This is a genomic window from Streptomyces sp. NPDC047525 (assembly GCF_040643025.1).
Taxonomy (GTDB): Bacteria; Actinomycetota; Actinomycetes; order Streptomycetales; family Streptomycetaceae; genus Streptomyces; species Streptomyces durmitorensis.
On sequence record NZ_JBEYTL010000003.1, the window covers coordinates 733,914 to 757,464 of the forward strand.

Annotated in this window: 22 protein-coding genes and 1 pseudogene; 7 read left to right on the plus strand and 16 right to left on the minus strand. The window is 69.6% G+C overall.

The annotated features are described in order from the left end of the window. Nucleotides 1-163: 163 nt before the first annotated feature. Nucleotides 164-2,032 (minus strand): alpha-L-fucosidase, encoded by a 1,869-nt coding sequence (locus ABZ833_RS12170; protein ID WP_361044626.1) that lies wholly within the window; start codon nt 2,030-2,032, stop codon nt 164-166. A gap of 434 nt (nt 2,033-2,466) precedes the next feature. Between ABZ833_RS12170 and ABZ833_RS12175 the strand changes: the two genes are divergently transcribed. Further along, a complete protein-coding gene (locus ABZ833_RS12175; protein WP_361044629.1) occupies nt 2,467-3,132 on the plus strand; it encodes a response regulator transcription factor in 666 nt (221 codons plus the stop codon). A 68-nt stretch (nt 3,133-3,200) separates the two neighbouring features. Here the strand turns inward: ABZ833_RS12175 and ABZ833_RS12180 are convergent, their stop codons facing one another. The 9 genes from ABZ833_RS12180 to ABZ833_RS12220 all read right to left on the minus strand — a co-directional run bounded on the left by ABZ833_RS12180 (nt 3,201) and on the right by ABZ833_RS12220 (nt 10,291). Then, nucleotides 3,201-4,022, minus strand: coding sequence for a cyclase family protein (locus tag ABZ833_RS12180; protein ID WP_361044631.1), 822 nt, complete (start codon nt 4,020-4,022; stop codon nt 3,201-3,203). Between the two features lie 54 nt (nt 4,023-4,076). Beyond that, on the minus strand, nt 4,077-5,018 hold the full coding sequence (locus ABZ833_RS12185; protein ID WP_361044633.1) for a PfkB family carbohydrate kinase: 942 nt from the start codon (nt 5,016-5,018) through the stop codon (nt 4,077-4,079). Between the two features lie 49 nt (nt 5,019-5,067). Further along, entirely contained in the window at nt 5,068-5,511 is a 444-nt protein-coding gene (locus ABZ833_RS12190; protein WP_361044636.1) for an SRPBCC family protein, read from the minus strand. A 4-nt stretch (nt 5,512-5,515) separates the two neighbouring features. Beyond that, a complete protein-coding gene (locus ABZ833_RS12195) occupies nt 5,516-5,770 on the minus strand; it encodes an acyl carrier protein (protein ID WP_361044638.1) in 255 nt (84 codons plus the stop codon). 70 nt (nt 5,771-5,840) lie between these two features. After that, nucleotides 5,841-6,269, minus strand: coding sequence for a holo-ACP synthase (gene acpS, locus ABZ833_RS12200; RefSeq protein WP_361044640.1), 429 nt, complete (start codon nt 6,267-6,269; stop codon nt 5,841-5,843). Then, nucleotides 6,248-7,489: a beta-ketoacyl-[acyl-carrier-protein] synthase family protein gene (locus ABZ833_RS12205; RefSeq protein ID WP_361044643.1), complete on the minus strand. Its 1,242-nt coding sequence runs from the start codon at nt 7,487-7,489 to the stop codon at nt 6,248-6,250. The genes acpS and ABZ833_RS12205 overlap by 22 nt, the downstream gene beginning before the upstream one ends. Continuing rightward, the gene (locus tag ABZ833_RS12210; RefSeq protein ID WP_361044645.1) at nt 7,486-8,781 is read right to left on the minus strand and encodes a beta-ketoacyl-[acyl-carrier-protein] synthase family protein; all 1,296 of its coding nucleotides are present in this window, start codon (nt 8,779-8,781) and stop codon (nt 7,486-7,488) included. The genes ABZ833_RS12205 and ABZ833_RS12210 overlap by 4 nt, the downstream gene beginning before the upstream one ends. Then, on the minus strand, nt 8,781-9,860 hold the full coding sequence (locus tag ABZ833_RS12215; protein WP_361044648.1) for a class I SAM-dependent methyltransferase: 1,080 nt from the start codon (nt 9,858-9,860) through the stop codon (nt 8,781-8,783). Before ABZ833_RS12215 ends, ABZ833_RS12210 begins: the two co-directional genes overlap by 1 nt. Beyond that, complete coding sequence (locus tag ABZ833_RS12220) at nt 9,857-10,291, minus strand: cupin domain-containing protein (protein WP_361044651.1); 435 nt, start codon at nt 10,289-10,291, stop codon at nt 9,857-9,859. The genes ABZ833_RS12215 and ABZ833_RS12220 overlap by 4 nt, the downstream gene beginning before the upstream one ends. 212 nt (nt 10,292-10,503) lie before the next feature. Here ABZ833_RS12220 and ABZ833_RS12225 point away from each other — a divergent pair, with 212 nt between their 5' ends. Beyond that, nucleotides 10,504-10,914, plus strand: a complete 411-nt coding sequence (locus tag ABZ833_RS12225; protein WP_361044653.1) for a hypothetical protein — start codon at nt 10,504-10,506, stop codon at nt 10,912-10,914. Here the strand turns inward: ABZ833_RS12225 and ABZ833_RS12230 are convergent. After that, complete coding sequence (locus ABZ833_RS12230) at nt 10,883-11,236, minus strand: helix-turn-helix domain-containing protein (protein ID WP_361044656.1); 354 nt, start codon at nt 11,234-11,236, stop codon at nt 10,883-10,885. The genes ABZ833_RS12225 and ABZ833_RS12230 overlap by 32 nt on opposite strands. Before the next feature lie 171 nt (nt 11,237-11,407). On the opposite strand from ABZ833_RS12230, the gene ABZ833_RS12235 reads away from it, so the two are divergent. From ABZ833_RS12235 to ABZ833_RS12245, 3 genes are all read left to right on the plus strand, one after another. Next, nucleotides 11,408-13,591 (plus strand): alpha-N-acetylglucosaminidase, encoded by a 2,184-nt coding sequence (locus ABZ833_RS12235; protein WP_361044658.1) that lies wholly within the window; start codon nt 11,408-11,410, stop codon nt 13,589-13,591. Nucleotides 13,592-13,783: 192 nt separating this feature from the next. Beyond that, nucleotides 13,784-14,596, plus strand: a complete 813-nt coding sequence (locus ABZ833_RS12240; protein WP_361044849.1) for a chitosanase — start codon at nt 13,784-13,786, stop codon at nt 14,594-14,596. 118 nt (nt 14,597-14,714) lie between these two features. After that, the gene (locus tag ABZ833_RS12245) at nt 14,715-15,359 is read left to right on the plus strand and encodes a LysE family translocator (protein ID WP_361044661.1); all 645 of its coding nucleotides are present in this window, start codon (nt 14,715-14,717) and stop codon (nt 15,357-15,359) included. Nucleotides 15,360-15,951: 592 nt separating this feature from the next. On the opposite strand, the pseudogene ABZ833_RS12250 reads toward ABZ833_RS12245, so the two are convergent. Then, nucleotides 15,952-16,376: pseudogene (locus ABZ833_RS12250) on the minus strand (ATP-binding protein). Between the two features lie 156 nt (nt 16,377-16,532). Here ABZ833_RS12250 and ABZ833_RS12255 point away from each other — a divergent pair. Further along, nucleotides 16,533-17,363: a helix-turn-helix transcriptional regulator gene (locus ABZ833_RS12255; protein WP_361044663.1), complete on the plus strand. Its 831-nt coding sequence runs from the start codon at nt 16,533-16,535 to the stop codon at nt 17,361-17,363. Then, nucleotides 17,363-17,623: a DUF397 domain-containing protein gene (locus ABZ833_RS12260; RefSeq protein WP_361044852.1), complete on the plus strand. Its 261-nt coding sequence runs from the start codon at nt 17,363-17,365 to the stop codon at nt 17,621-17,623. Before ABZ833_RS12255 ends, ABZ833_RS12260 begins: the two co-directional genes overlap by 1 nt. On the opposite strand, the gene ABZ833_RS12265 is transcribed toward ABZ833_RS12260, so the two are convergent. The 4 genes from ABZ833_RS12265 to ABZ833_RS12280 all read right to left on the minus strand — a co-directional run bounded on the left by ABZ833_RS12265 (nt 17,583) and on the right by ABZ833_RS12280 (nt 23,526). Then, nucleotides 17,583-18,791, minus strand: a complete 1,209-nt coding sequence (locus ABZ833_RS12265; protein WP_361044665.1) for an MFS transporter — start codon at nt 18,789-18,791, stop codon at nt 17,583-17,585. The genes ABZ833_RS12260 and ABZ833_RS12265 overlap by 41 nt on opposite strands. Nucleotides 18,792-18,905: 114 nt before the next feature. After that, entirely contained in the window at nt 18,906-20,288 is a 1,383-nt protein-coding gene (locus ABZ833_RS12270) for a nucleobase:cation symporter-2 family protein (RefSeq protein ID WP_361044667.1), read from the minus strand. Nucleotides 20,289-20,425: 137 nt separating this feature from the next. Next, the gene (locus ABZ833_RS12275; RefSeq protein WP_361044855.1) at nt 20,426-21,784 is read right to left on the minus strand and encodes a nucleobase:cation symporter-2 family protein; all 1,359 of its coding nucleotides are present in this window, start codon (nt 21,782-21,784) and stop codon (nt 20,426-20,428) included. Nucleotides 21,785-22,137: 353 nt separating this feature from the next. After that, entirely contained in the window at nt 22,138-23,526 is a 1,389-nt protein-coding gene (locus ABZ833_RS12280; RefSeq protein ID WP_361044670.1) for an 8-oxoguanine deaminase, read from the minus strand. Nucleotides 23,527-23,551 lie beyond the last annotated feature (25 nt).

The window sequence follows — 23,551 nt, forward strand, 5'->3', positions numbered from 1 at the left end:
GCCGGAGATCGACATTCGGTCGTCTGCCCTGTTGGGCGTCGATCAACACTGCCAATTCCGGAGAACGGAAAGTGCCCGCCATTGGTCCTCACGGCGAGGGCCCCAAGTCCTGACTCCGCAGGACTTGGGGCCTGATTCGGTCAGCGGGAGACCCGCGGACCGCTCAGCGCGCGTACAGCTGCGTCGCCGGCACGATCTGCTGTTCCTGTCCCGGGCTGGACCAGAGCAGCTTCAGGTGGGCCTCGCCCGTCTGTTCCGCGTACTCGACCTTGATCGAGTGCCGCTTGCCCGCGGTGAGGGCGACCTGGCTCTTGTCGATCTTCGGCTCGTGCGGCGTCCAGGAGTCGATGACCAGCTTGCCGTCGATCCACACCCGCGCCATGTCGTCGGAGACGGTCGTCAGCGTGTACGTCTCCGAGCGGCGCGGCTCCAGCGTGCCGGTCCAGCGGACACTGAACTTGTCGGAGGGGATGCTCGCCGCCGGTGAACCCCCGTACTTCCAGGCGTGGTTGAGGGTGGTATCGGTGCGGGTGATCTTCGGGGTGCCGCTCAGGTCCGCGTTGTCGAAGATCTCCTGCTTCAGGCCCTTGCCCTTGCCGGGGCGGGCCGTCGGGCCCGGGTCCACCTTCAGCTCGACGACCGTGGCGGTGTCGTTGGTCGCCGCGCCGGAGGGCTTCACGTCGAAGCCGTCGCCCGACTTGGTCACCGTCACCTTCTGGTCGCTGCCGAGCACCCGTGCCGAGGTGACCTTGAACTCCGTACGCGCCTTCAGGTGCAGGGCGGCGCCGGACGCCGGCCACTGGGTGACCGCCGCGTACAGCTTGTCGCCCTTGCGGCTGACCGAGCCCCAGGACGGCTCATCGACGAGTCCGCCGTAGCGGGCGCCGAACACCGCGTTGCCCTGGCCCGACGAACGCAGCCAGTCGCCCATCTGCTTCAGGCGGTCGACGGACGGCTGCGGGACGCGGCCGCGGGCGTCGGGGCCGACGTTCAGGAGGTAGTTGCCGCTGCGGGACGTCGTGGAGAGGAGGTTCTTGACCAGGGTGGACGACGACTTCCAGTCGGTGTCGTAGCGCGCGAAGCCCCAGTGGCCGTTGAGGGTCATGCAGGATTCCCAGAGCTGGCCGTCGACCGGTGCGCCGGGGATCTCCTGCTCGGGGGTGCCGTAGTCGCCGTCGACCACGCGGCGCTTGCCGACGCGGTTGTTGATGACCAGGTCCGGGTCGAGGTCGCGGAGGTAGGCCTCCAGCTTCTCGCCGTCCTTGGCCGTCCAGGGGTTGTGGGGCTTGTCCGTGTCCCACTCGCCGTCGAACCAGAGCAGCGCAGGGTCGTAGTTGTCGACCAGCTCCTTGAGCTGGGCGCGCATCCGCTTCTCGTACTGGGGGAAGGTGGCCGGGTCCGGGAAGTCCGGGTCGTGCCAGTCCCAGATCGAGTAGTAGAAGCCGAGCTTGATGCCCGCGTCGTCGGATGCCTTCTTCAGCTCGGCGAGGATGTCGCGCTTCTTGTCGAAGGAGGAGTGGTCGCGCAGGTTCCAGTCGTTGACCTTCGTGGGCCACATCGCGTACCCGTCGTGGTGCTTCGAGGTGATGACGATGTAACGCATTCCGGCGTCCTTGGCCGCCTTGACCACGGCCTTGGCATCGAAGTCGGCCGGGTTGAACGTGGCGGCCTGCTTCTCGTACTCGGCCTTCGGGATGTCGCACTGGCGCTGGATCCACTCGGCGTCACGGCAGACGGAGCCGTCGGCCTTCTTGTACTCGCCCTCCAGGTTGGAGTAGGCGCCGAAGTGGATGAACATGCCGAAGCGGTCCTGCCGGAACCAGTTGGTGCGGTCGGCGGTGAAGGGGTCGTCGGTGGCGTGGTCGGTTCCCGGGCCGGTGGGCGCGGGCCGCTCGGCCTTCGGGGCCGCGGCGGCCGGGGGTTCCGTCGGCGCCGCGACGGCCGCGGGGACGGCGGTCGCGGCGAGGGCCGAGGCGAGGAGCAGGGCGATCCCGGCGACTCTTCGCCGGGTGCGGCTGAGCTGTGTGCGCATGGGGGCGGCTCCCTGAGGTTGACGGGTCGCTCGGGAACGTAGGGTTGAATACATCGGATGTCAATGCGCCCAACTGACCCCGATCGGACGGATGTTGGCATGATCGCGCGACATCGCTCCGATGACTGCCCGTCACGCCGCCCCGTCGCGTCGTTGCCTGGCCACCCTCGCGCCGCATCGCACTTCGCCAAGGATTTCCATCGAATTCCGATCAATGCGCGAAAGGAATCTGTGACTCCGACAAACCGCCGCGTGACGTCGACCTCACCATTGACTATTCACCCGAAGAGCCTTTGTGAAAGTGGTGTAGCATCGAATCAGGCAGATAATTCGTCGACGATGAAAATCAGCCAACGGGGGCAAGGAGCACAACACTTGGCGTCCCCATGTTCTGATCTTTCACCGCCGTGAATGCAGAACCCAGGGGGACATCAATGTCATCGATAAAGGTCCTGCTTGTCGACAGCGAGCAACTCGTGCTCGAAGGCTTCCGAAAGCTTCTCGACGGGTTTACGGAATTCTCCGTGGTGTCCATCGCCCATGATGCCGCAGCGGCGCTGGAGCACTTACGGGGGCGCCGCCCGCAGATCGTCGTGATGGGGCTCGGCGTGCCCGGAACGGGCGGCGTCGACGCGATCCGGGCCATTCGCCGGGAGTCCGGCCACGTACGCATCGTCATCCTCTCCTCCAACCAGCAGCCGGTCTACATGCGCGAGGCCTTCGTGGCCGGTGCCAACGCGTACCTCTCCCGCAGCATCGACGCGGACGAACTGCGCGGGACGCTCCTCGCCGTGCACCGCGACGGCGCCGCGTTCACCGCGGCCACCGCGGGGCAGATCCTGCAGCTCGTGGCGGGCCGCCATCGCGGCGACGACGCGGCCCTCTCGACGCTGACCGAGCGTGAGCGGCAGATCCTCTCGCTGGTCGCCGACGACCACGAGACCGACTGCATCGCCACCGCCCTGGGTATTCGCCCGAAGACCGTGCGCAACTATCTGAGCCGTATCTACGCCAAATTGGGCACCCCCAACCGTGTCCAGACCGTGCTGTACGCGAAACGCTCCTTGGGCCGCCACGGAGGACTTGCCACGGACCCGTGACGCACAGGACGGCCATCTCCCTGACACCGCGCGGGGAAAAGCCTCAATTGCCCGCGCAATTGACCCAATCAATGCGGCACGCGTTCTGGTACATCGGCCACCGCCCTGCACCACGCGGCACCCGCATCGGCCAGGGCGACGGGGAAGGCCGTGAAGGTGAACGCACCGCCTCGCGGGAGGTCCCGCAACCGGGCCAGGCCCTCGATCTGGATGAACTCCCTTTTCCTGCCGTGGAGATGCGTGGGCCAGAGAGCCGCCGGGTCGCGCGTTCCGTAGAACGACTCCACCATCGCGCGCGCGGGGCCGTCGAAACTCCAGCAGTCCGTGCCGAGAACCTTCACACCGAGATCCAGCAGATGGTCGACGGCCTCAGGCGTGATGGCCGTGGACTCCGTGTAGTACGCGGGCGTTCCCAGGCGTAGATCCGAGTCGGTGCGGAAGAGCACCACCGTCCCCGGCCCCACCCGTGAACCTGCCTTGTGCAGCGCCTTCTTGACGTCGGACGCCGTGACGCGCCCCCCGCACTCCCGCACGTCGAGGACGGCTCCGGGCCCGTGGAACCACTCCAGCGGCAGGTCGAGGACCTTCTTGGCGGGCTCGCCCGCGCACTCGGGGCCGTAGTGGAAGGGCGCGTCCACGTGCGTGCCCTGGTGCACGGACATCCGGTAGAACTCGTTGGAGAGGAAGCAGCCGTCGGGCAGATCGCGTGCGCGCAGCCGACGGACTCCGGTCAGCCAGCGCCAGTAGTTGCGCCGCCGCTCCTTGCGGCTGTCCCCCGGCAACGCCCTGATCCTGCGCGACAGATGGCGGATGCCGTCCCGGTGGAGCCACTGCTCGAACTCCACGCCGGGCGCGTGGCGGCTGATGGGGATGCTCAGGTCTATGTACATGGATCGGGTGCTCCTCACTCTCTCTGTACGCTCCGCCGGTTCCGCCGGCAGGGCTCATGCGGCGTAGGTGAGCAGGCGGCGGACCGCGGCCGCCGCCGTATGGCCGTAGGTCTCCCTGACCCGGTTGAGGAGGCGGCGCACGTCCAGCGCGTACTCCTGTGTGCCGGCCGTCTCCAGGGCGAACGAGGCGAGCACGCAGCCGAGTTGGGCCGCCCGTTCGAGCGGCGCTCCCTGGGCGGCCCCGGCGACGAGGCCCGCCCGGAACGCGGCCCCCGCCCCGCTCGGGTCGGCCACGGTGACCGACCCGGGCGCGGGGACGAGGGACGGCTCATGACCGTGGCGCTCGATCCTCGCCCCCGCGGCACCGAGCGTGGTGACCCACGCCCCGACCCGTTCGAGGATCCGCGGACCGCTCCAGCCGGTGGACTCCCTCAGCCGCTCCGCATCGACCTCGTCCGTGAACAGGCAACTAGCCCCATTCACCAGGTACTTGATGTCCGCGCGGCCCAGCCCTCCGATCTGCCACGAAGGGTGGACCACGAACGGCAGCCCCAGCGCGCGGCACTCCTCGGTGTGCCGGAGCATCGCCGCCGGATCGCCCGGCTCGACCACCACGAGGCCCAGACCGCCCGTGCGCTCCGCGACGGAACGCAGCGAGAGGGTGGACGAGGCCCGCAGGGCGCCCGGCCGGAACGTGCTGACCCGCTCCCCCTCCATGTCGGTCGTGCACATGTACCGCGCGGTGTGCTCGCCCGGCACGACGAGTACGGACTCGGTGTCGACCCCGTGCTGCTTGAGCCACACCTGGTAGTCGGCGAAGTCGGGTCCGACCGCGCCGACCAGGACCGGATCGAGGCCGATCCGGCCGAGGCCGAAGGCGACGTCGGCGCCACCGCCGCCCCGGCGTATCTCCAGCCGCTCCGCGAGGAAGGCCAGGGATGCGACGTGCGGCCGGTCCGGCGCCGAACTCTTCGGGAAGCGACCCGGGAAGGTCATGAGGTGGTCCATCGCGATGACCCCCGTGACGGCGATGGGCACGGAGAACTCAGGCCCCGGACTCGATCTTCCGTTTGATGCCCGTCTGGTTCTGCCGGGTGTGCAGCTGCATGCGCTCCACGACGGTCGGCAGCGGGACATCGAAGGCGTCGTCGACCTCGAAGTCCTGGACCCAGGTCATCAGGGTCCCCTCGGGCACCTGCTGATAGCTCCACTTGAGGTGCATGTAGCGGAACGGGAAGAGCGGGTCGCGTCGCTCCGCGACCGCCGTGAGCTCGCGGTGGTCAAGGAGCCGCCAGGAACTCCAGGTCGAGCCCTCGGGGTTGGTCAGCTCGAAGAGAATCTCGGTCCAGCGGCCGTCCCGCTCCTGCGAGACCACCTTGGCGTGGCTGTACTCGTCGAAGAGGTCGGGCCAGCGGCCGATGTCATTGGTGATGTCGAAGACACTGCGGGCGTCGGCCTCGATGACGACGCGGTTCTCGATCCTGGGCATCGTCTCAGCTCCCCACCGCTGCGACGCCGGCGAGAAGCAGGCGCCGCACACAGCCGACGAGGTCGCCGAAGGTACGGAAGCCGCCCTCGGCGTCGGCGTCGATGCTGACGCCGAAGTGCTGCTCCAGGGCGACGACGACCTCGACCAGCTCGGTCGAGTCGATGTCGAGGTCCTCGGCGAGGCGCCGGTCCTCGGTCAGCTCCTCGCTCTCGAATCCGGCGCCGCGCATGACGGCGACCACGTTCTCGCGGATGTCCATGTGACTCACGTACTCCTTCTGGTGATGGAGATGGTTTCCGGCTGGTGGTGGAGACGGTTCCGGACCGCCGTCACTCGGCGACCGCGATCGCCACGGCCACGCCCGCCTCGTGCGAGATGCTCACGTGCAGCCCGCTGTACGCGGCGCGCCGGAAGGCCTCGTCGGCCCGGCCGGTCAGCCGCGGCACGGGTGCGCCCGACGCGTCGCGGCCGATCTCGACGTCCCGCCAGCCGAGGCCTTCGCCGTAGCCGCCGAACGCCTTGCGCACGGCCTCCTTGGCGGCGATGCGCCCGGCCATGCAGTACGCCCGGTGGCGGGGCGACGTGCCCTCGCACAGGGCCCGTTCATTGACCGTGAAGAGCCGCTCGACGAGCCGCTGCCCTCGCCGCTCGACCATGGCGCGCAGGCGCTCGACGTCGACGATGTCGATGCCCACCGCGCGGATGCCGAGCGACTGGGGCAGGGCCCCTCGCACGGTCAACGCCTCAGCAACAGACATGCGTTGACACCTCCCAGGCCGCGCGAGACCACCAGCGTGTGCTCGCATCCGGCCGCGGGACGCGCCTGCCCCGCGACCAGGTCGAGGTCGATGCCGGGAGCCCGGTGGTCCAGGTTCACGGTCGGCGGAAGGACCCCCTCGCGCATCGCCCGCAGTGCCAGTGCCGCGTCGGCGGGCGCTGCCGCTCCCAGGAGGTGGCCGAAGCCCGACTTGGGTGCGGTGACGGGGAGTTGGCGTGCGGTGGCGGATCCGAACGCCTCGTGCAGCGCGTATCCCTCCGTCACGTCCTCGAAGGGGACGCCCGAGCCGTGCGCGAAGACCGCTCCGATGTCGCCGCCCCGGATCCCGGCGCGTTCGGTGGCGGTCCGCATCGCGCGGCCCAGGACCTGTCCGGTCGGTTCGACCGTGTAGTACGGCATGTAGCCGTCGGTGCTCACGCCCCAGCCTGCGAGCTCGCCCAGGATCCGCGCCCCGCGCCTCTCGGCGTGCTCGCGCCGCTCCATGACCAGGAACACCGCGCCCTCGCCGAAGACGCTGCCGCCGTGGCCCGCGTCGAACGGGCGGTACAGCTCGTGCGGGCCGAGCGAGCCGCGGGACTTGGCGCCGAGGCCGCTGGTCTCCATGCAGAGCCAGCCGTACGGCGAAAGGGGCGCCTCCACGCCGCCCGCGATCACGACGTCCGCGCGGTCGCGCAGGAGCGCCTCGGCTCCCCCGATCAGCGCGTACGCACCGCTGGCCCGGTCGGCGACGAACGTACGCGCCGGGCCCTTGATCCCCTGGTCGATGCAGATGTTGCCCTGCGGCGCCGCGGGGAACCAGGCGGTCGCCTGGTAGGGGCTGACCGCGCGCGGCCCTTCGGTCCACAGGTGGCGCAGCTCGCGTTCGGCGAACTCCCAGCCGCCCAGGATGTTTCCGACCATGACGCCGGTGCGCTCGGCGGAGACCTCTTCGCCCACGGTGACACGGGCGTCCGCGAGTGCCTGGCGCACGGCGTGCACGGACAGGTGTGTGAAGCGGTCGGTGCGCTTGACGAAGCGGGACGGCAGTTCGGCGCCCGCGTCGAAGTCCGCCTGTCCCGCCGCCGATGTGGCGTATCCCGATGCGTCGAAGCGGTCGATGGCGGCGATCTGCGGGATGCCCGCGCGTGCGCTGTCCCAGAGGGGGTCGATGCCGGTGCCCGCGGGCGTGACCGCGCCGATTCCGGTGATGACGACGCTCATCGGTGCGCCCCTTCCCGCACGGCCCGCGTGACGAGCGCGGCGTGCAGCCCCGCGAATCCGCTGGCGCCCTTGAGAATCGCCTCGCCGTGCCACGGGCGCCCTTCGCCCGGGACGTAGTCGAGGTCGCATGTCGGGTCGGGGTTCTCGTAGTTGGCGGTCGGATGGACGAAGGAGTGCTTGGCCGCGAGGGCACAGAGCACGATCTCCATGGCGCTCGCGGCGGCCAGCGCGTGGCCGACCATCGACTTCGCCGAGTTCACCGGGATCTCACGGGCGCGCTCGCCGAGGGCGAGCTTGAGGGCGCTGGTCTCGCAGGTGTCGTTCTGCGGGGTCGAGCTGCCGTGCGAGCTGACGTGGTCGATGTCCCGCGGACGCAGGCCGGCCTCCGCGACGGCCTGTGTCATGGCGCGGGTCAGGTCCTCGCCGTCGGAGAGCAGGTCGGTCATGTGCGCCGCGTTCGAGGTGTGCGAGAAGCCGTCAACCGTCAAGTAGGGCGCGGCGCCCCGGCGTTCGGCGTGCTCGCGCGACTCCAGGACGACGATGCCGCAGCCCTCGCCGAGCACGAAGCCGTCGCGGCCCGCGTCGTACGGCCGGGACGCGGCGTCGGGCCGGTCGGCGTGGGCGCGCGAGAGGCAGTTGATGATCTCGAAGGACGCGACCGTCACCGGGGTGATGGGCGCCTCCGTGGCCCCCGCGATCATCACGTCCGCGTCCCCGTGGCGGATCGCCTCGTAGGCATGGCCCACCGCGTCGACGCCCCCGATGCACCCCGTCGACAGGGTCACGCAGGGGCCCTGCATGCCGAGCAGCGCCGAGAGGATGGTGCCCGGGGTGTTGGACATGGAGGCGAGGTAGAGGTCGCGGCCCGCCTTGGCCGGGTCGATGGGCCCGCGGCCCTCGTCGGTGACCCGCAGGAACTCCTCCTCCATCCTGGGGGTGCCGCAGACCGCCGTGGACAGCGAGAGTCCGGCGCGCTCCGGGTCGTACGTTCCCTGGGCGAGCCCGGCGTCCCGTACGGCCTGGTACGCGGCCGCGACGGCGAACTGTGTGTACCGGTCGAGCCGTTGCACCTCGGGCGGAAGAGCCGGTATCTGCTCCTCGAATCCGGAGACCTCGGCGATCGAGTCCGACACGAAGTCGAAGTCTCCGAAGAGCGCCGAACTCGTGATGTCGGAAAGGGGTTTCGTGACGCTCTTTCCCGCGGAGATGGTTTCCCATAACGCTTCTGTTCCTATTCCGGCCGGGCTGACCACTCCCAACCCGGTGACCACCACTTCTCGCACGTGAACCACTAACGCCTTTCTCCTGTCAGGACGGTGATGAGGCCGGGTGTGACGGACTCCTTTGCCGTCACCCCGTATTTCTCCATGACCGCGCGGTACGCGGATTCCTCCTGGACGCCGCCCGCCTCGGTGTTCACCAGGAGGCTGAGCGCGATCATCGGGCGGTGCAGGGCGGGCCGCCCCGGCTCCTGGCGCATGACGTCGACGAGCAGCAGGGTGCCGCCGGGGCGCAGCAGCCGTGCGCACTCCTGGACGAGCCGCTCCGTGGCGTCAGGGCCCGCGAAGCGGCTCAGGTGGGCCAGGACGACGGTGTCGAAGCAGCCGTCGGGGAAGGGCGCCCTGGGGAAGTCACCGGCGTAGTCCCTGGTGAAGTCGGCGGGCACGAAGCGGAACCGCTCCGCCACGCCGAACTCCGCCGCCCGCTCACGCGCGACGCCGAGCAGCTCCGGGGCGTCGTGGGCCACCACCCGTGCCTCCGGGTCGGCGGCGGCCAGGGCGATGCCCCACTCGCCCGCACCCGACGCGAAGTCCAGGACGCGGCCCGCCTCCGGCAGGGAGGGGTCGTGCCGGGAGAGCTCCCGCACCACGCGGAACGCGGTGCGCACCCCCACCGGGAAGATCCCCGCGAACATCCCCGGGTAGAGCCCGCGGTTCTCGGGCGCGCCCAGCTCACCGCCGCCGTGCCCGCCGGCCCGCACCAGTTCGGTCAGGCCGCTCCACTGGTCCCACTCCGCGAGTACGTCGGCGAAGTGGCCGCCGAGGTAGCCGCGGCCGCCCTCGACCAGATGGGCGCGGGACGTATCCGTGAGCGTCCAGCTCTCCTCGGCCCCGCCCGCGACCAGGCCGAGCTCCTCGAGGGCCGCGAGCAGTGCGCGCAGCCCTTCGGTGTCGCAGCCGAGCTCGGCGGCGAGGCCGCGCGCGTCACGCGGGCCCCGGACGAGGCCGGTGAACACGCCGAGGTCCAGGGCCGTGCCGAGCACCCTGGCGCGGGCGAAGCCGAAGTTCAGGGCGAGGAGGGGACCGGGGTCCGGTGCGTCCTCGTACGGAGCGAGGGCGCGGCTGCTTGCCGCGTCCGTCGGCACACTCACTTGCCTGCCTCCAGGAGGCTCACGTACTCGGGGTTCTGCGTGTACTCGTACGGGTCCTCGGAGAGGAAGACGTTCCGTACCGGGGGCCGCTCGCAGGGCGCGACGACCAGGAACCGGCAGGTCTGGTCCGGGCCTGTGACGAAGCCGTGGGGCTCGCCCCGGGGGATGAAGATGGCGTCGCCGGGGCCGACTTCCTCGGTCTTTCCGAGCTCGGGCATGACGAGCCCCATCGAGCCTTCGAGCACATAGATCTCGTGCTCCCACTCATGGAAATGCGGCGGGGTCGAGCCGTTCGGCGACACCTCGAATTCGGTGAGGACGAAGCGGTCCGCGCCGTCCGGTGTGTCGATGAGTTTCCGGTGGGTGGTCTCCTTGGCTCCCGGTTCGCGGACTATTTCGGCCTTGACCGCGGTCCTGTGCACGCGCTTCATGTGCTGCCTTTCTCGGAAAGGTGCGGATTTCTGACATCGAAAGTAGTCAGGCGTGCCGAGCGCAGCTATGGGCATGGACCGCCGCCGGATCCGGGATCTGGAGCCGGGCTCGCACGGGATGTCGGCCCACGAGGGCGGGACAAAGTCCCGGCGGCCGGGCTACGCTCGGGGAAGCGCTTCGGAAACCGAAGCAGTCAGGAGGAGCAATACCGATGAGCCTCGATGTACGTGACGTACTGGCACCCGGCGCACCCGACCGGACCCGGCTCCTGCTCGCGCGGGACGTCGTCTTCCACAGCCCTGTCGCCGACTACAGCGGGCGGGACGACGTGGCGCACCTGTTCCCGAAGATCGGGGAGTGCCTGACCGGGATCGAACCGCTGCGAGAGTTCACCGACCCCGGGACGGGCAGCGGGAAGGGCGGGGAGGAGCGGCAGACCGTGACGACCTTCACCGCCGGTGTCGGCGAGGAGTCCGTGTACGGCGCCTTCGTGCAACAGGTGAACTCCGAGGGGCAGTTGACGGAGGCGACCCTGCTGCTTCGGCCGCTCGGCACGCTGACGGCCGCCGTCTCCCGGATGCGCGACGCGCTCAGCGCCGACCCTCTGCCGAGTCGGCGCTGACCTCGGTGGCCCAGCGCTCGGCCCAGGCGTCCAGCGGGCGCAGGGCCTCGTGGGCCTCGCCGCCGAGCGCGGTCAGGGCGTAGGAGCTGTCGGGCAGTTGCCGCACCAGTCGGGCTTCGAGCAGTTCGGTCAGTCGCTGGCGCAGCACACTGGACGACATCGCGTCGCACCGCTCCTGGAGCGCGCGGAACCCCAGCGGCTCGGCCCGCAGCTCCCAGACGATCCGCAGGCTCCAGCGCCGCCCGAACAGGTCGAGGGCGGCCATCAGGGGGCGTCCCGTGGTGGAGGCGCGGGTCGGCTTGCCGGGCAGGGGTGCGGTCATCCGCCGACGCTAACACCGGGGATTCGCCCATCGGGGTAGTGCACGGCGGGCGGGGTCCGCCCCGGAAGGCCTTCTTGACCATGGTTCGCGGGCGGTTCATCGTGGTGCGCCGTCCAGCACCGCTCGGGCGCCCGCCCGAGCGTCGCCGAACCGGGAGGGTATCCCTACGTCATGCCCCTGGCCCGCCGCACCTTCCTCACCGCTCTCGCCGGAACGACCGGCGCCGCCGTCGCCTGCTCCGGCTCCACCGCCGACGGCGCCCCGACCTCCCCATCGCCCGCGGTCAAGGCCGCCCGGCGGCTGCTGCCCGGACACTGGAAGCAGCTGACGTTCACGACCGCGGGTCCCGCCGACACCTTCGGGATATCCGGGCGGCGCGGGCACATCACCGTCGCCGGGCCGACCCCGGCCGTCCAACTCACGGGCCTGCGCCACTACTTGAAGCACACCGCGCACGCGAACATCACCTGGGCGGGCGATCAGCTCGACCTGCCCGACCGGCTCCCCGGCCTCGACAAGCCGGTGACCGGACGCGCCAACGCCCCGCACCGCTTCGTCCTGAACGACACGAACGACGGCTACACGGGGGCGTACCACGACTGGTCCTACTGGGAGCGCGAGATCGACGTGCTCGCGCTGCACGGCTACAACGAAGTCCTGGTGTACGTCGGCGCCGACGCGCTCTACCACCGTGTGTTCCAGGAGTTCGGCTACTCCGACCGGGAGTTGCGCGAGTGGATACCGGCCCCGGCCCACCAGCCGTGGTGGCTGCTCCAGAACATGTCCGCCTTCCCGCACCCCGTCTCGCGGCAACTCATCGACAAACGAGCCGCGTTGGGGCGCCGCATCGCGGACCGGCTGCGCGATCTCGGCATGACGCCCGTCCTCCCCGGCTACTTCGGGACGGTGCCGCCCGGCTTCACCGCGAAGAATCCCGGCGCGCGCACCGTGCCGCAGGGCGACTGGGTCGGCTTCACGCGGCCGGACTGGCTCGACCCGCGCACCGAGCATTTCGGCCGGGTGGCCGCCGCGTTCTACCGCGCCCAGGACGAGCTGTTCGGCGCGTCGACGATGTACAAGATGGACCTCCTCCACGAGGGCGGGAAGCCGGGGGATGTCCCGGTCCCGGACGCGGCGAAGGCCGTGGAGAAGGCCCTCCAGTCAGCGCACCCCGGCGCCACCTGGGTGATCCTCGGCTGGCAGAGCAATCCGCCCAAGGCGATCGTGGACGCCGTCGACAAGTCGAGGATGCTGGTGGTCGACGGCCTCTCCGACCGCTTCCCGAAGGTCACCGACCGCGAGTCCGACTGGAACGCGACCCCGTACACCTTCGGCTCGATCTGGAACTTCGGCGGGCACACCACCCTCGGCGCCAACACCCCCGACTGGGCAGCTCTCTACGAGAAGTGGCGCACCAAGGAAGGCAGCACGCAGCGCGGCATCTCCCTGATGCCGGAGGCGGCCGACAACAACCCTGCCGCCTTCGAGCTCTTCTCCGAACTGGCCTGGCGCACCGGCGACTTGGACCTCGACGCCTGGTTCACCGACTGGTCCGTGGCCCGCTACGGCGCGGCCGACCCGCACGCGGCCGCCGCCTGGGACATCCTGCGCCGCACCGCGTACGGCACGACCCGCGCCGACGAGTGGGCCGAGGGCGCGGACGGCCTGTTCGGCGCACGGCCCGACCTGTCGGCGAAGTCGGCGGCGGCCTGGTCGCCGAAGGCGATGCGGTACGAGCCGTCGGACTTCGAGCCCGCCCTCACCGAACTTCTCGACGTACGACGTGAGTTGCGAGACTCCTCCGCCTACCGCCGCGACGTACTGGACGTGGCGCGCCAGGCCCTGTCCAACCGCAGCCGGGTGCTCCTGCCGCGGATCAAGCAGGCGTACGACGACCGGGACACCGCCCGCTTCGACGAGCTGACCCGGACCTGGCTCGGTCTCATGGCCCTGCTCGACAAGCTGGTGGCCACCGACTCCCGCCATCTCCTGGGGCGTTGGGTCGCCGACGCGCGCTCGTGGGGCGCCGACGCGACGGAGCGGGAGCGGCTCGCGTACGACCAGCTGTCGCTGCTCACCGTGTGGGGCACGCGGTCCGGGGCGGACGCGGGGCTGCGTGACTACGCCAACCGGGAGTGGGCCGGGCTCGTCGGCGGGCTCTACCGGCTGCGCTGGGAGACGTACTTCAAGGAGCTGCGGGCGGCGCTCGACGAAGGGCGCGCCCCAAAGGCCGTCGACTGGTTCGAGATCGAGGACGGGTGGATTCGTGACCCGGGGCGCCTGGCGACCCGGCCGACCGGAGACACGTACAAAATCGCTGTTCAGGTGCGCGAACGGCTGACCGGGACGCGGTAGTCGGCGGGCGCGGGGCCTCCAAGATCGCCAACTCGCCCTTACTTGACGGGTATACGTCATCCTCAAACTCTGGTAGGAAACCTTCCTAACAGTACGCGGAAGAGCCCAAGCGTCATCGGACCGACCCGGATCGACGAACTCCCCCACCTTGGAGGCCCCGTGCCCACCCCCCATCGCGCACCCACGCCCCGCATCCACACCTCACGTCGCACCCTGCTCGCCTTCATCGGCGCCTCGCTCGTGGCGGGCCCGGTCATCGCGTCCCAGACGGCAGGCGCCGCCCCCACTCCCAAGGCGGGCGGGCTCGACGATCCGGCGAAGAAGGAGATCGCCATGAAGATCGTCTGCAGCGCCGAGAACTCCGACCTCAACTGGAAGGACTACTACCGCTACTGCGAGGACATAGGCGACGGCCGCGGCTACACCGCCGGGATCATCGGCTTCTGCTCGGGCACCGGCGACATGCTCGACCTCGTCGAGCTCTACACCGAGCGCAAGCCGGACAACGTCCTCGCCAAGTACCTCCCCGCGCTGCGCGAGGTGGACGGCACCGACTCCCACGAAGGCCTCGACCCCGGCTACAAGCCCGACTGGGAGGAGGCCGCCGAGGACCCCGAGTTCCAGAAGGCGCAGAACGACGAGCGCGACCGCGTCTACTTCAACCCGGCCGTCAAGCAGGGCAAGGCGGACGGCATCGGTGTCCTCGGGCAGTTCGCGTACTACGACGCGATCGTCATGCACGGCGACGGCGGCGACAGCACCAGCTTCCGCAACATCCGCAAGCGCGCGCTGAGTTCGGCCAAGCCGCCGGCCCAGGGCGGTGACGAGGTGACGTACCTCGACGCCTTCCTCGACGCGCGCGTCTGGGCGATGAAGCAGGAGGAGGCGCACGAGGACACCAGCCGTGTCGACACGGCTCAGCGGGTGTTCCTGCGGAAGGGCAACCTGAACCTGAACACTCCGCTGGAGTGGAAGGTGTACGGGGACCCGTACCGCATCGGCTGAGCCGGCCGCATCGGCGCGGGGCACCCACCGGCACCCCGCGCCGATGTAGCAACGCTTACGCGATGCGTGAAGAATTCTTCGCTGGTGCTGAAGGGTGTGGCCGTCCGATCCTTGGTCAATGATCGGAATGAGCGCGGCACTCGGCGTCACGGTGGTCTCCCTCGGCATGGTGCTCACGCCGGGACCGAACATGATGTACCTCGTCTCGCGGACCATCACCCAGGGCAGGCGCGCCGGAGCGATCTCCCTGGCCGGGGTCGCCGTCGGCTTCGTCGTCTATCTGACGGCGGCCAACCTGGGCCTGTCCCTGGTCTTCCTCGCGGTCCCCCAGCTGTACATGGCGGTGAAGCTGGCCGGGGCCGCGTACCTGGCGTGGCTGGCCTGGAAGGCGCTCAAGCCGGGCGGCACATCGGTCTTCGCCCACCAGGAGCTGTCCCCCGACTCGCCCCGGCGCCTCTTCACCATGGGAGTCCTGACGAACCTCCTGAACCCGAAGGTCGCCATCATGTACGTCTCGCTGATACCGCAGTTCATCGACCCGGCGTCCGGCAACACCCTCATGCAGGGCTTCGCGCTCGGCAGCATCCAGATCTCCGTCAGCCTGGGGGTGAACCTCGCCATCGTCATGGCGGCGGGCACCATCGCGGTGTTCCTGGCCCGCCACCCGACCTGGCTGCGGGTCCAGCGGTACGTCATGGGCACGGTGCTCGGCGCCCTCGCCGTCAAGCTGGCCACGGACCGGGCGCCGGCCGCGGCGGCGTGAGGAACAGGGGGGCTTTGCTGGGCCGGTGGCTTTGACTTGTTGCCGGGGCCGCCCGGTTGTCCCGAGGTTGGCGGTTCCGGGCCGCCACGGGGTGGGACTCTCGACCACTCCCGTCGGGCCGTCGGGCTCTCAATGCCGGGTGCGGCCCGGCTCATTGCGGGTGGCCCCCACGGGGAGAACGGCGGGCGCCCGGTCCGCAGCCGCTTCGGGGATGGGTGCCGGTCTCGTCAAGCGGCTGCCGACCGGATCTTCCGGGGCGGCCGTCACGGAGAAGGTGTGCGAGGAAGAGCCACACCCACCGGCACCTACTTTCGCGAAGTTGTGTTCTGACAGAAGGGGGGCGCGCGCGTCTCGTGGTGCGCCTTCTTGAAATTAGGTGCCGGACCCCCCGGCAGGCCACTCGCGGTGGCCCGGTCGGCAGACGCTTGACGAGAGCAGCGCCCACCCCCGGAGCGGCTGCGGACAGGGCGCGCGCCCTGTCCGCGTGAAGGGCACGACTCCCGGCCCGCAACCGCCAACCTCGGGACAACCGGGCGGCCCCGGTGCCATTTCCGACACCGGCCCGGCAAAGCCACCGCAGACGTCCGGCGCACTACCAGACCAGCCGTGCCCATACCGTCTTGCCGACCGCCCGCTCCGTCACGCCCCACTCACTCGCCAGCGCCGCCACCAAGAGCAGCCCCGCCCCGACTCCTCCTCAGGGGATGGCAGTTGAGGGACCGGCGGCGGGCCGCACTCCGACCGGCAATCACTCACCTCGATGCGTACGCCGCCGGCCTCGTACGCCAGCCGCAGTTCGAAGTCACGGCCTGGCACCCGGCCATGTGTCGCCGCGTTCGCCGCGAGCTCGGCGACGATCTGCGCCGCCGTCTCGGAGAGTTCGCAGCCGTAGGGCACGCCCCACTCGTCGAGGTGGTATCGCGCCAGACGCCTGGCGAGGCGCGCGCCTCGGGGCGTCGCACTGAAACGCTGCGTGAACACATTTACGGAGGTCGCGGTTTGCGCTCGCTGTGGCATGGCGCCCACCGTGGCCTCGCAGCACCGCTCCCACCAGGACCGCAACTCGTACGCTCCGTATTTGTACGAGTACGAAGTGTGGACAGTACGCGTAACCGACCGTGACCATGGGCGAGTTGGCGGGGACCGGTAAGCGAGCGTCAGGGGATACCCGTGATGTCGTCAAGTACGCAGGGCAGTAACGAGCCCGAACCGACGGATGGGCTCAAGGCCTTCGGCGCTGCGGTCAAGAGCTTCCGCAAGCGGGCGGGATTCACCCAGGAGGCGCTGGCGCCTGAGATCGGCTACTCCACGCACTTCCTTGCCTCGATCGAGCAGGGGCGGCGATTTCCTCCACCTCGCTTCGTCGACCAGGCTGAGGTCAGTCTGGACGCGTTCGGAACGCTGCGACTGATGGCAAATCAGCTCTCAAGGCAGCGGGGCCTCGCGTCGTGGTTCCGCCGCTGGGCCCAGCTCGAGCAGGAAGCACTGAATCTCTACACGTACGAATGCCGGTTGATTCCGGGCTTGCTACAGACGGAGGCGTACGCGCGGACGCTGTTCACCAACCAGCTTCCGCCGCTCGGCGACGAGCAGATCGAGGCTCAGCTCGCAGCGCGCCAGGAACGGCAGAGGCTCCTGACAGAGCGGCCCAACACGGCGTACAGCTTCATCCTCGAAGAGCACCTGCTGCTGCGGCGGATGGGTGGGGAGGAGGTGACTCGTGGGCTCATGGAGCATCTGCTCGGCCTGGCAGCACGTAGGAACATCGAGCTTCAGGTCATGCCGTTGGTGCGGGAGACACATGCGGGACTGGACGGTCCGATGCAGCTGTCGGAGACACCGGACAATAAATGGTTCGCATACTGCGAGGGGCAGCGTGGCGGTCAGTTCATTTCCGACCCGGGAGAGATCAGCGTGCTGCAAACGCGGTATGCCAGGATGCGCTCACAGGCTCTTACGCTGGAAGACTCAGTGAGCCTGCTGCAGCGGATGCGAGGAGCATGATGAGCACCCCCGAACTGGCCTGGTTCAAGAGCAGTTACAGCAGTGGCGGCGACGGCGACTGCGTAGAAGTAGCCCTCCACTGGCGCAAGTCCAGCTACAGCAGCGGCGGTTCCGGCGACTGCCTAGAAGTAGCCCCCTGCCCCACCACCATCCACATCCGCGACTCCAAGAACCCCGAGGGCCCCCAACTCGCCCTCACCCCCACCGCCTGGCAGAACTTCACCACCTACGCCGCCGCCGGCGAGGCGCAGGCACAGTAACCGTCACCGCAGCCAGCACCGCAGCGATCCCCCCAAGGGCCATCACCACGGACGTGGACGCCGCGTCCACCCCCACGCCTCCCGCCAGCGCGCCGAACGCGAACGTCGCCTGGAACGACGACGTGAACACCACGGACGCGGCCTCGGGCGCACCCGGCGCCGCCGTCACGAACCACGTCTGCGAGCAGACCGGCACGGCCCCGTACGCGACGCCCCAGACCAGGAGCAGCGCGAGCGCGCCCGCCTTTCCCGTGCCGAGGACGGGCAGCAGCAGCGTCGCGGCGGCGAGCAAGCACGCGGCCACCATGAACGTGACGCGCGGCTCGCGTCTCACCCACGCGCCCGCGACGAAGTTGCCGACGATGCCCGCAGCGCCGTATGCCAGGAGGAATGCGGTGATGAGCTGCGGGCCCGCATGCGTCACGTCCGCCAGGAACGGGGTGACGTAGGTGTACGTACCGAAGTGCGCCGTCACGATGAGGAAGGTCGCGGCCAGGCCGACCCTGACGCGGGGCAAGCCGAGCAGGTCACGGAGAACAGTCAGCCGGGTGACGCTCTTCGGCGGCAGCGAGGGCACGGTCACCACCAGCGCGGCGAGGACGGCCAGCGTCAGGACGCCCATCACCACGAACACCGCGCGCCAGCCCGCGAGTTGACCCAGCAGAGTCCCCGCAGGAACGCCGAGCACGGAGCCCAGCGGGACCGCCGAGAAGATCACGGCGGTCGCCCGCCCGGCCTGCGCCTCGGGGACCAGGCGGGCCGCGAGACCCGACCCGATGGACCAGAAGGCGCCGATGACGAGTCCGACGAGGACGCGGGAGACGAGCATCAGCCAGTAGCCGGGCGCGATCGCCGCGAGGAAGTTCGCGAGGGCGAGGACCAGGATCAGGGCGCAGAGCATGCGGCGCCGGTCGACGCGGCCGGTCGTGACCGTCACGGTCGGTGCGGCTACGGCCGCGAGGATGCCGGGCAGGGTCATCATCAGGCCGGACGTGCCGTCCGAGATGGCGAAGGTGTCGCCGATGGGGGTGAGAAGGCCGATCGGCAGGATCTCGGTGGTGACGATGGAGAAGATCCCCAGCGTGACGGCGATGACGGCCGGCCAACCGCCCTGCCGTGGGCGGGCGGAGGAGGCTGCGAACGGGGCCTTTGCGGCGGGTGCGGGCATGCCGCCGAGTTCAACAGCGCCGTACGGCCCCGGTCTGGCACGTATGCGACACGAACGTGGCGCGGCGAGGGTGACGTCGGTTTCCCGCGTCCCGCCCTCGCCGCGCCACTGGGCTCAGTGGGTGACCGCGGGCTCCGGCTCGGCCGAACTCGCCTTGCTCCCCAGGTGGTTGAAGACCAGGTTCAGGGCGACGGCGAGCAGGCAGCCCGTGGAGATCCCCGACCCCAGCACGATCTGGGCCCAGGCCGGGAACGCGTCGTAGAAGCCGTCCGAGAGCGCGGGAGCCAGGCCCGCGCCGAGGGTGACCACGACGATCAGGGCGTTGTCGCCCCGGTGCAGGTCCGCCTGGAGCAGTGTCTGGATGCCGCTGACCGCGATGGAGCCGAAGAGGAAGAGGCTGACGGCGGCCAGGACCGGCATGGGCACGACCGAGATCAGTGCCGCCGCTGCCGGGCTGAGGCCGATCAGGACGAGGATGGCGCCGCTGAGAGCCACCACGAAGCGGCTGCGGACCTTCGAGATCACGACCAGGCCGATGTTCTGCGCGAACGCGCTCGCGTGGAAGGCGTTGAACAGCGGGCTCAGCGCGGAACCGAGCGCGTCGGCGCGCAGGCCGCGGGCGATGGTCTTCTCGTCGACCTCCTTGTCGACGATCTTGCCCAGGGCGATCATGTCGGCGGTCGACTCGGTGAGGATCACCAGCATCACGACGCACATCGAGATGATGGCCGGGATGTTGAACTCAGGTGCGCCGAAGTGGAGTGGGGAAGGGATGCCCACCAGGGCCGCGTCGTCCAGCTTGGAGAAGTCGGCGAGGCCCATCGGGATCGCGAGCAACGTACCGAAGATCATCGCGAAGAGCATGCTGATCTGCTTGAGGAAGCCGCGCGTGAAGCGCTGGAGCAGCAGCATGACCAGGACCGTCGCACCGGCGAGGCCGATGCTGCCCGGCTCCGGGGTGCCCGTCGGGGAGTCGTCCACGATCCAGTCGTACGCGACGGGGATGAGCGAGACGCCGATCAGGGTGATGACCGACCCCGTCACCACCGGCGGGAAGAAGCGGACCAGGCGCGAGAAGTACGAACTCACCAGGAATCCGAAGATGCTCGAGACGATGATCGCGCCGAAGACGACGGGCATCCCCGCCTCGACACCGCCCTGGGTCGTGAGGATCGTCAGCATCACGCCGACGCCCGCGAACGAGACTCCGTTGACGAAGGGGAGCTTGGAGCCGATGAAATTGCCTATGCCAAGGGTCTGGAGCAGGGTCGCGATCCCCGCCATCAGGAGGCTCCCGCCCATGAGTACGGCGGTGTCCCCCGGCGACATCTTGGCGGCGACGGCCACGACCAGCGGGACCGAGACCGCGCCCGCGTACATGGAGGCGACGTGCTGGAGGCTTGCGACGAGCATCCGGCCCGGCGGCAGGATCTCGTCGACGGGGTGCACCTCAGGAGCCGGTGCGGGCTTGTCGGCAGGGGGAAGCTGAGAACTCATGGGTGGCGCTTCTTCCGTGTGCGTGACGCCGGAAGTCGGCCCTGCCGCGCGGGAGTTCACGAGGCGCGCGGCGGGACCGACCATCAGTCCGACTGGAAAGTAACTTCCGCGATGCGGGCGGCGTCACGCACGTTACGTCAGTGGGCCCCCGCTGCGGAAGACCCTTCGTGCACCCTCTGTTCAGCGATTTCTCCCCCAGGCTCCATCGGGTTGGTCACGTCGTCGTCCTCACCGCGCTTGCCGATGTGGTTGAAGACCAGGTTCAGGAGCACCGCCGCCACACAGCCCGTGGAGATGCCCGAGTCGAGGATGATGTTCGCGGTCTCCGGGAACGCGTGGTAGAACTCCGGCGCCGCGATCGGGATGAGGCCGACGGCCAGCGAGACGGCCACGATCAGGACGTTGTTGTCCCGCTCCAGGTTCGCCTTGACCAGCGTCTGGATGCCGCTCGCCGCGACCGAGCCGAAGAGGACGACACCCGCGCCGCCGAGCACCGGACGCGGTACGACGGCGATGAGCGAGGCGGCCATCGGGCACAGGCCCATCAGGACCAGGAAACCGCCGCCCACGGCGACGACGTACCGGCTGCGGATCTTCGTCATCGCGACCAGGCCGATGTTCTGCGCGAACGCGCTGCACATGAAGCCGTTGAAGAGCGGGCTGATCGCCGAGCCGAGGGTGTCGGCGCGCAGACCGGCCGCGATGGTCTTCTCGTCGGCGGGGCGCTCCACGATCTCGCCGAGCGCCAGCATGTCGGCGGTGGACTCGGTCATCGAGACGACCATGACGACACAGAGGGAGACGATCGCCGCCGCCGCGAACTGCGGGGCGCCGAAGTGGAACGGCGTCGGGAAGCCGACGATGTCCGCGTCGCCCACCGGGCTGAAGTCCGTGACGCCGAACGGGATCGCGATGACCGTGCCGACGACGAGACCGAGGAGCACCGCGATCTGCTTGACGAAGCCGGTGGTGAAGCGGCGCAGGAGCAGGACGATCACCAGGGTGATGCCCGCGAGGCCGAGGTTCTTCATCGAGCCGTAGTCGTCGGCGCCCGGCACGGGCCCTTGCGCCCAGCCGAAGGCGACCGGCATGAGCGAGATGCCGATGAGCGTGATGACCGTGCCGGTCACCACCGGCGGGAAGAAGCGCACCAGCTTGGAGAAGAAGGGGGCCGCGATGAAGCCGAGGACACCCGCGACGATCACCGCCCCGAAGATGATCGGGAGAGCGTCGTCCTTGTCCTTGGTCGAGTCGACGACCGCGAGCATGGGGGCGACACCGGCGAAGGTGACGCCGTTGACGAAGGGCAGTCGGGCGCCGATCTTCCAGATGCCGAGCGTCTGGAGGAAGGTGGCGAGGCCCGCGGTGAACAGACAGGCGCCGGTCAGGAAGGTGAGTTCCTTCGCGGAGAGGCCGATGGCCGCGCCCACGATGAGCGGCGGGGCGACGACGCCCGCGTACATGGCCGCCACGTGCTGGAGGCCGGTCGTCGCCATCTTGAGCGGGGGGAGCTTCTGGTCGACGGGGTGGATCTCTTGTATGGCGCTTTCGCCGTCGGCTTCGGATGGGTCTGGGGTGGTGCCTTGCTTGGTGAACCTGGGCTGAGTGGCCACTGTGGCTCCTCCGGTTGTTTTCCAGTACGGGCCGCATTGCCGGCACTTTTCGCTTCTGGGAGGTGGTGCGTGGTGCAAGGACTTGCTCGGTATGAAGTTGTGGGTGGTGCGCCCAGGTAGTACTGACCGCCCCGGGAACGTGAAGCTTTGGGCCACGTTCCGGGGCGGCACTTGAGCAACCCGCTCGGCTGCTCAAGTCCGGTCAAGGGCCGTCCCCCTTGACCGGAGTTCTTGGGTCAGGCCTCGGCGGCGATCCGCGCGAGGCGCTGCGCCTCGTCCCGCGCGGAGCGGGCGATGGCGTCCTCGTCGACGTTCAGCAGTCGGCTGTTCTCGACGACCGGCTTGCCGTTGACGAGGGAGAGCGTGACCGGGGCCGCCGCGCCGAAGACGATGGCGGTCACCGGGTCGGCGATCGAGGAGTGCCCGATGCCGTCGATCTTCCAGAGGACCAGGTCGGCGAGCTTGCCCGGCTCGAGCGACCCGATCTGCGTGGAGCGGCCAAGGACCTGGGCGCCGCCGAAGGTCCCAAGACGCAGGGCCTGACGTGCGTTCAGAGCCGCTTCGCGGTGCGCGCCGAGGCGGTTGATGAGGAGCGCGTTGCGCAGTTCGGTGTGGAGTTCGCCGGACTCGTTGGACGCGGTGCCGTCGACACCGAGGCCGACCGGGACGCCCGCCTTGAGCATGTCGGGGACGCGGGCGATGCCGGCCGCGAGACGCGCGTTGGAGGACGGGCAGTGCGCGACACCCGTGCCGGTGCGGGCGAACGCGGCGATGTCGGAGTCGTTCATGTGGACGCAGTGCGCCATCCACACGTCGTCACCGAGCCAGCCGGTCGACTCGAAGTAGTCGGTGGGGCCCATGCCGAAGAGCTCGTGGCAGAACTTCTCCTCCTCGACCGTCTCGCTGCCGTGGGTGTGCAGACGTACGCCCTTGGCTCGCGCCAACTCGGCGCCCTGCTTCATGAGTTCGGTGGAGACCGAGAACGGGGAGCAGGGGGCGACGGCGACCTGGGTCATCGCGTCGAAGGAGGCGTCGTGGTGCTTGTCGACGGTCTCGGCGGTCGCGGCGAGCGCGCCTTCGAGGGTCTCGACGGCGAAGTCCGGCGGCAGGCCGCCGTCCTTGACGCTGCGGTCCATGGAGCCGCGGGCGAGGGTGAAGCGCACTCCCATGTCGCTCGCGGCGCCGATGATGGCGCCGGACAGGTCACCGGAGTTCTTCGGGAAGACGTAGTGGTGGTCCATCGCGGTGGTGACACCGCCGCGGGCCATCATGCCGAGCGAGCCCTGCGCGGCCGCCTTCACCATCTGCTCGTCGATGCGCGCCCAGGTCGGGTAGAGCGCGACGAGCCAGTTGAAGAGGTTGTGGTCGGTGGCAAGGCCGCGAGTGATCCACTGGTAGAAGTGGTGGTGCGTGTTGACCAGGCCGGGGGTCACCAGGTGACCGGTCCCGTCCACGCGGCGTACGACGTTCTGAAGGCCCTCGGGGGCCTTTCCTGCGCCGATGGACTCGATCTTGTTGCCCGCGACGACGACGTGTCCCGATGCGTACTCGGTGTCGTCGGCGTCGACGGTCGCGATCGCGCAGTTCTCGATGACGATGCGCTGCAGGTCTGCCGGTGCTGCCATGGTGCTTCTTCCTTCTCTTGCGTGT

Bases quoted from the DNA above. Each gene is read 5' to 3' on its own strand.
- ABZ833_RS12225 (WP_361044653.1), top strand. From the start codon at position 10,504: ATGAGCCTCGATGTACGTGACGTACTGGCACCCGGCGCACCCGACCGG.
- acpS (WP_361044640.1), bottom strand. From the start codon at position 6,269: ATGTCTGTTGCTGAGGCGTTGACCGTGCGAGGGGCCCTGCCCCAGTCG.
- ABZ833_RS12170 (WP_361044626.1), bottom strand. From the start codon at position 2,032: ATGCGCACACAGCTCAGCCGCACCCGGCGAAGAGTCGCCGGGATCGCC.
- ABZ833_RS12190 (WP_361044636.1), bottom strand. From the start codon at position 5,511: ATGCCCAGGATCGAGAACCGCGTCGTCATCGAGGCCGACGCCCGCAGT.
- ABZ833_RS12195 (WP_361044638.1), bottom strand. From the start codon at position 5,770: ATGGACATCCGCGAGAACGTGGTCGCCGTCATGCGCGGCGCCGGATTC.
- ABZ833_RS12280 (WP_361044670.1), bottom strand. From the start codon at position 23,526: ATGGCAGCACCGGCAGACCTGCAGCGCATCGTCATCGAGAACTGCGCG.
- ABZ833_RS12270 (WP_361044667.1), bottom strand. From the start codon at position 20,288: ATGAGTTCTCAGCTTCCCCCTGCCGACAAGCCCGCACCGGCTCCTGAG.
- ABZ833_RS12205 (WP_361044643.1), bottom strand. From the start codon at position 7,489: ATGAGCGTCGTCATCACCGGAATCGGCGCGGTCACGCCCGCGGGCACC.
- ABZ833_RS12265 (WP_361044665.1), bottom strand. From the start codon at position 18,791: ATGCCCGCACCCGCCGCAAAGGCCCCGTTCGCAGCCTCCTCCGCCCGC.
- ABZ833_RS12185 (WP_361044633.1), bottom strand. From the start codon at position 5,018: ATGACCTTCCCGGGTCGCTTCCCGAAGAGTTCGGCGCCGGACCGGCCG.
- ABZ833_RS12235 (WP_361044658.1), top strand. From the start codon at position 11,408: ATGCCCCTGGCCCGCCGCACCTTCCTCACCGCTCTCGCCGGAACGACC.
- ABZ833_RS12245 (WP_361044661.1), top strand. From the start codon at position 14,715: ATGATCGGAATGAGCGCGGCACTCGGCGTCACGGTGGTCTCCCTCGGC.
- ABZ833_RS12260 (WP_361044852.1), top strand. From the start codon at position 17,363: ATGAGCACCCCCGAACTGGCCTGGTTCAAGAGCAGTTACAGCAGTGGC.
- ABZ833_RS12180 (WP_361044631.1), bottom strand. From the start codon at position 4,022: ATGTACATAGACCTGAGCATCCCCATCAGCCGCCACGCGCCCGGCGTG.
- ABZ833_RS12175 (WP_361044629.1), top strand. From the start codon at position 2,467: ATGTCATCGATAAAGGTCCTGCTTGTCGACAGCGAGCAACTCGTGCTC.
- ABZ833_RS12255 (WP_361044663.1), top strand. From the start codon at position 16,533: ATGTCGTCAAGTACGCAGGGCAGTAACGAGCCCGAACCGACGGATGGG.
- ABZ833_RS12230 (WP_361044656.1), bottom strand. From the start codon at position 11,236: ATGACCGCACCCCTGCCCGGCAAGCCGACCCGCGCCTCCACCACGGGA.
- ABZ833_RS12220 (WP_361044651.1), bottom strand. From the start codon at position 10,291: ATGAAGCGCGTGCACAGGACCGCGGTCAAGGCCGAAATAGTCCGCGAA.
- ABZ833_RS12275 (WP_361044855.1), bottom strand. From the start codon at position 21,784: ATGGCGACGACCGGCCTCCAGCACGTGGCGGCCATGTACGCGGGCGTC.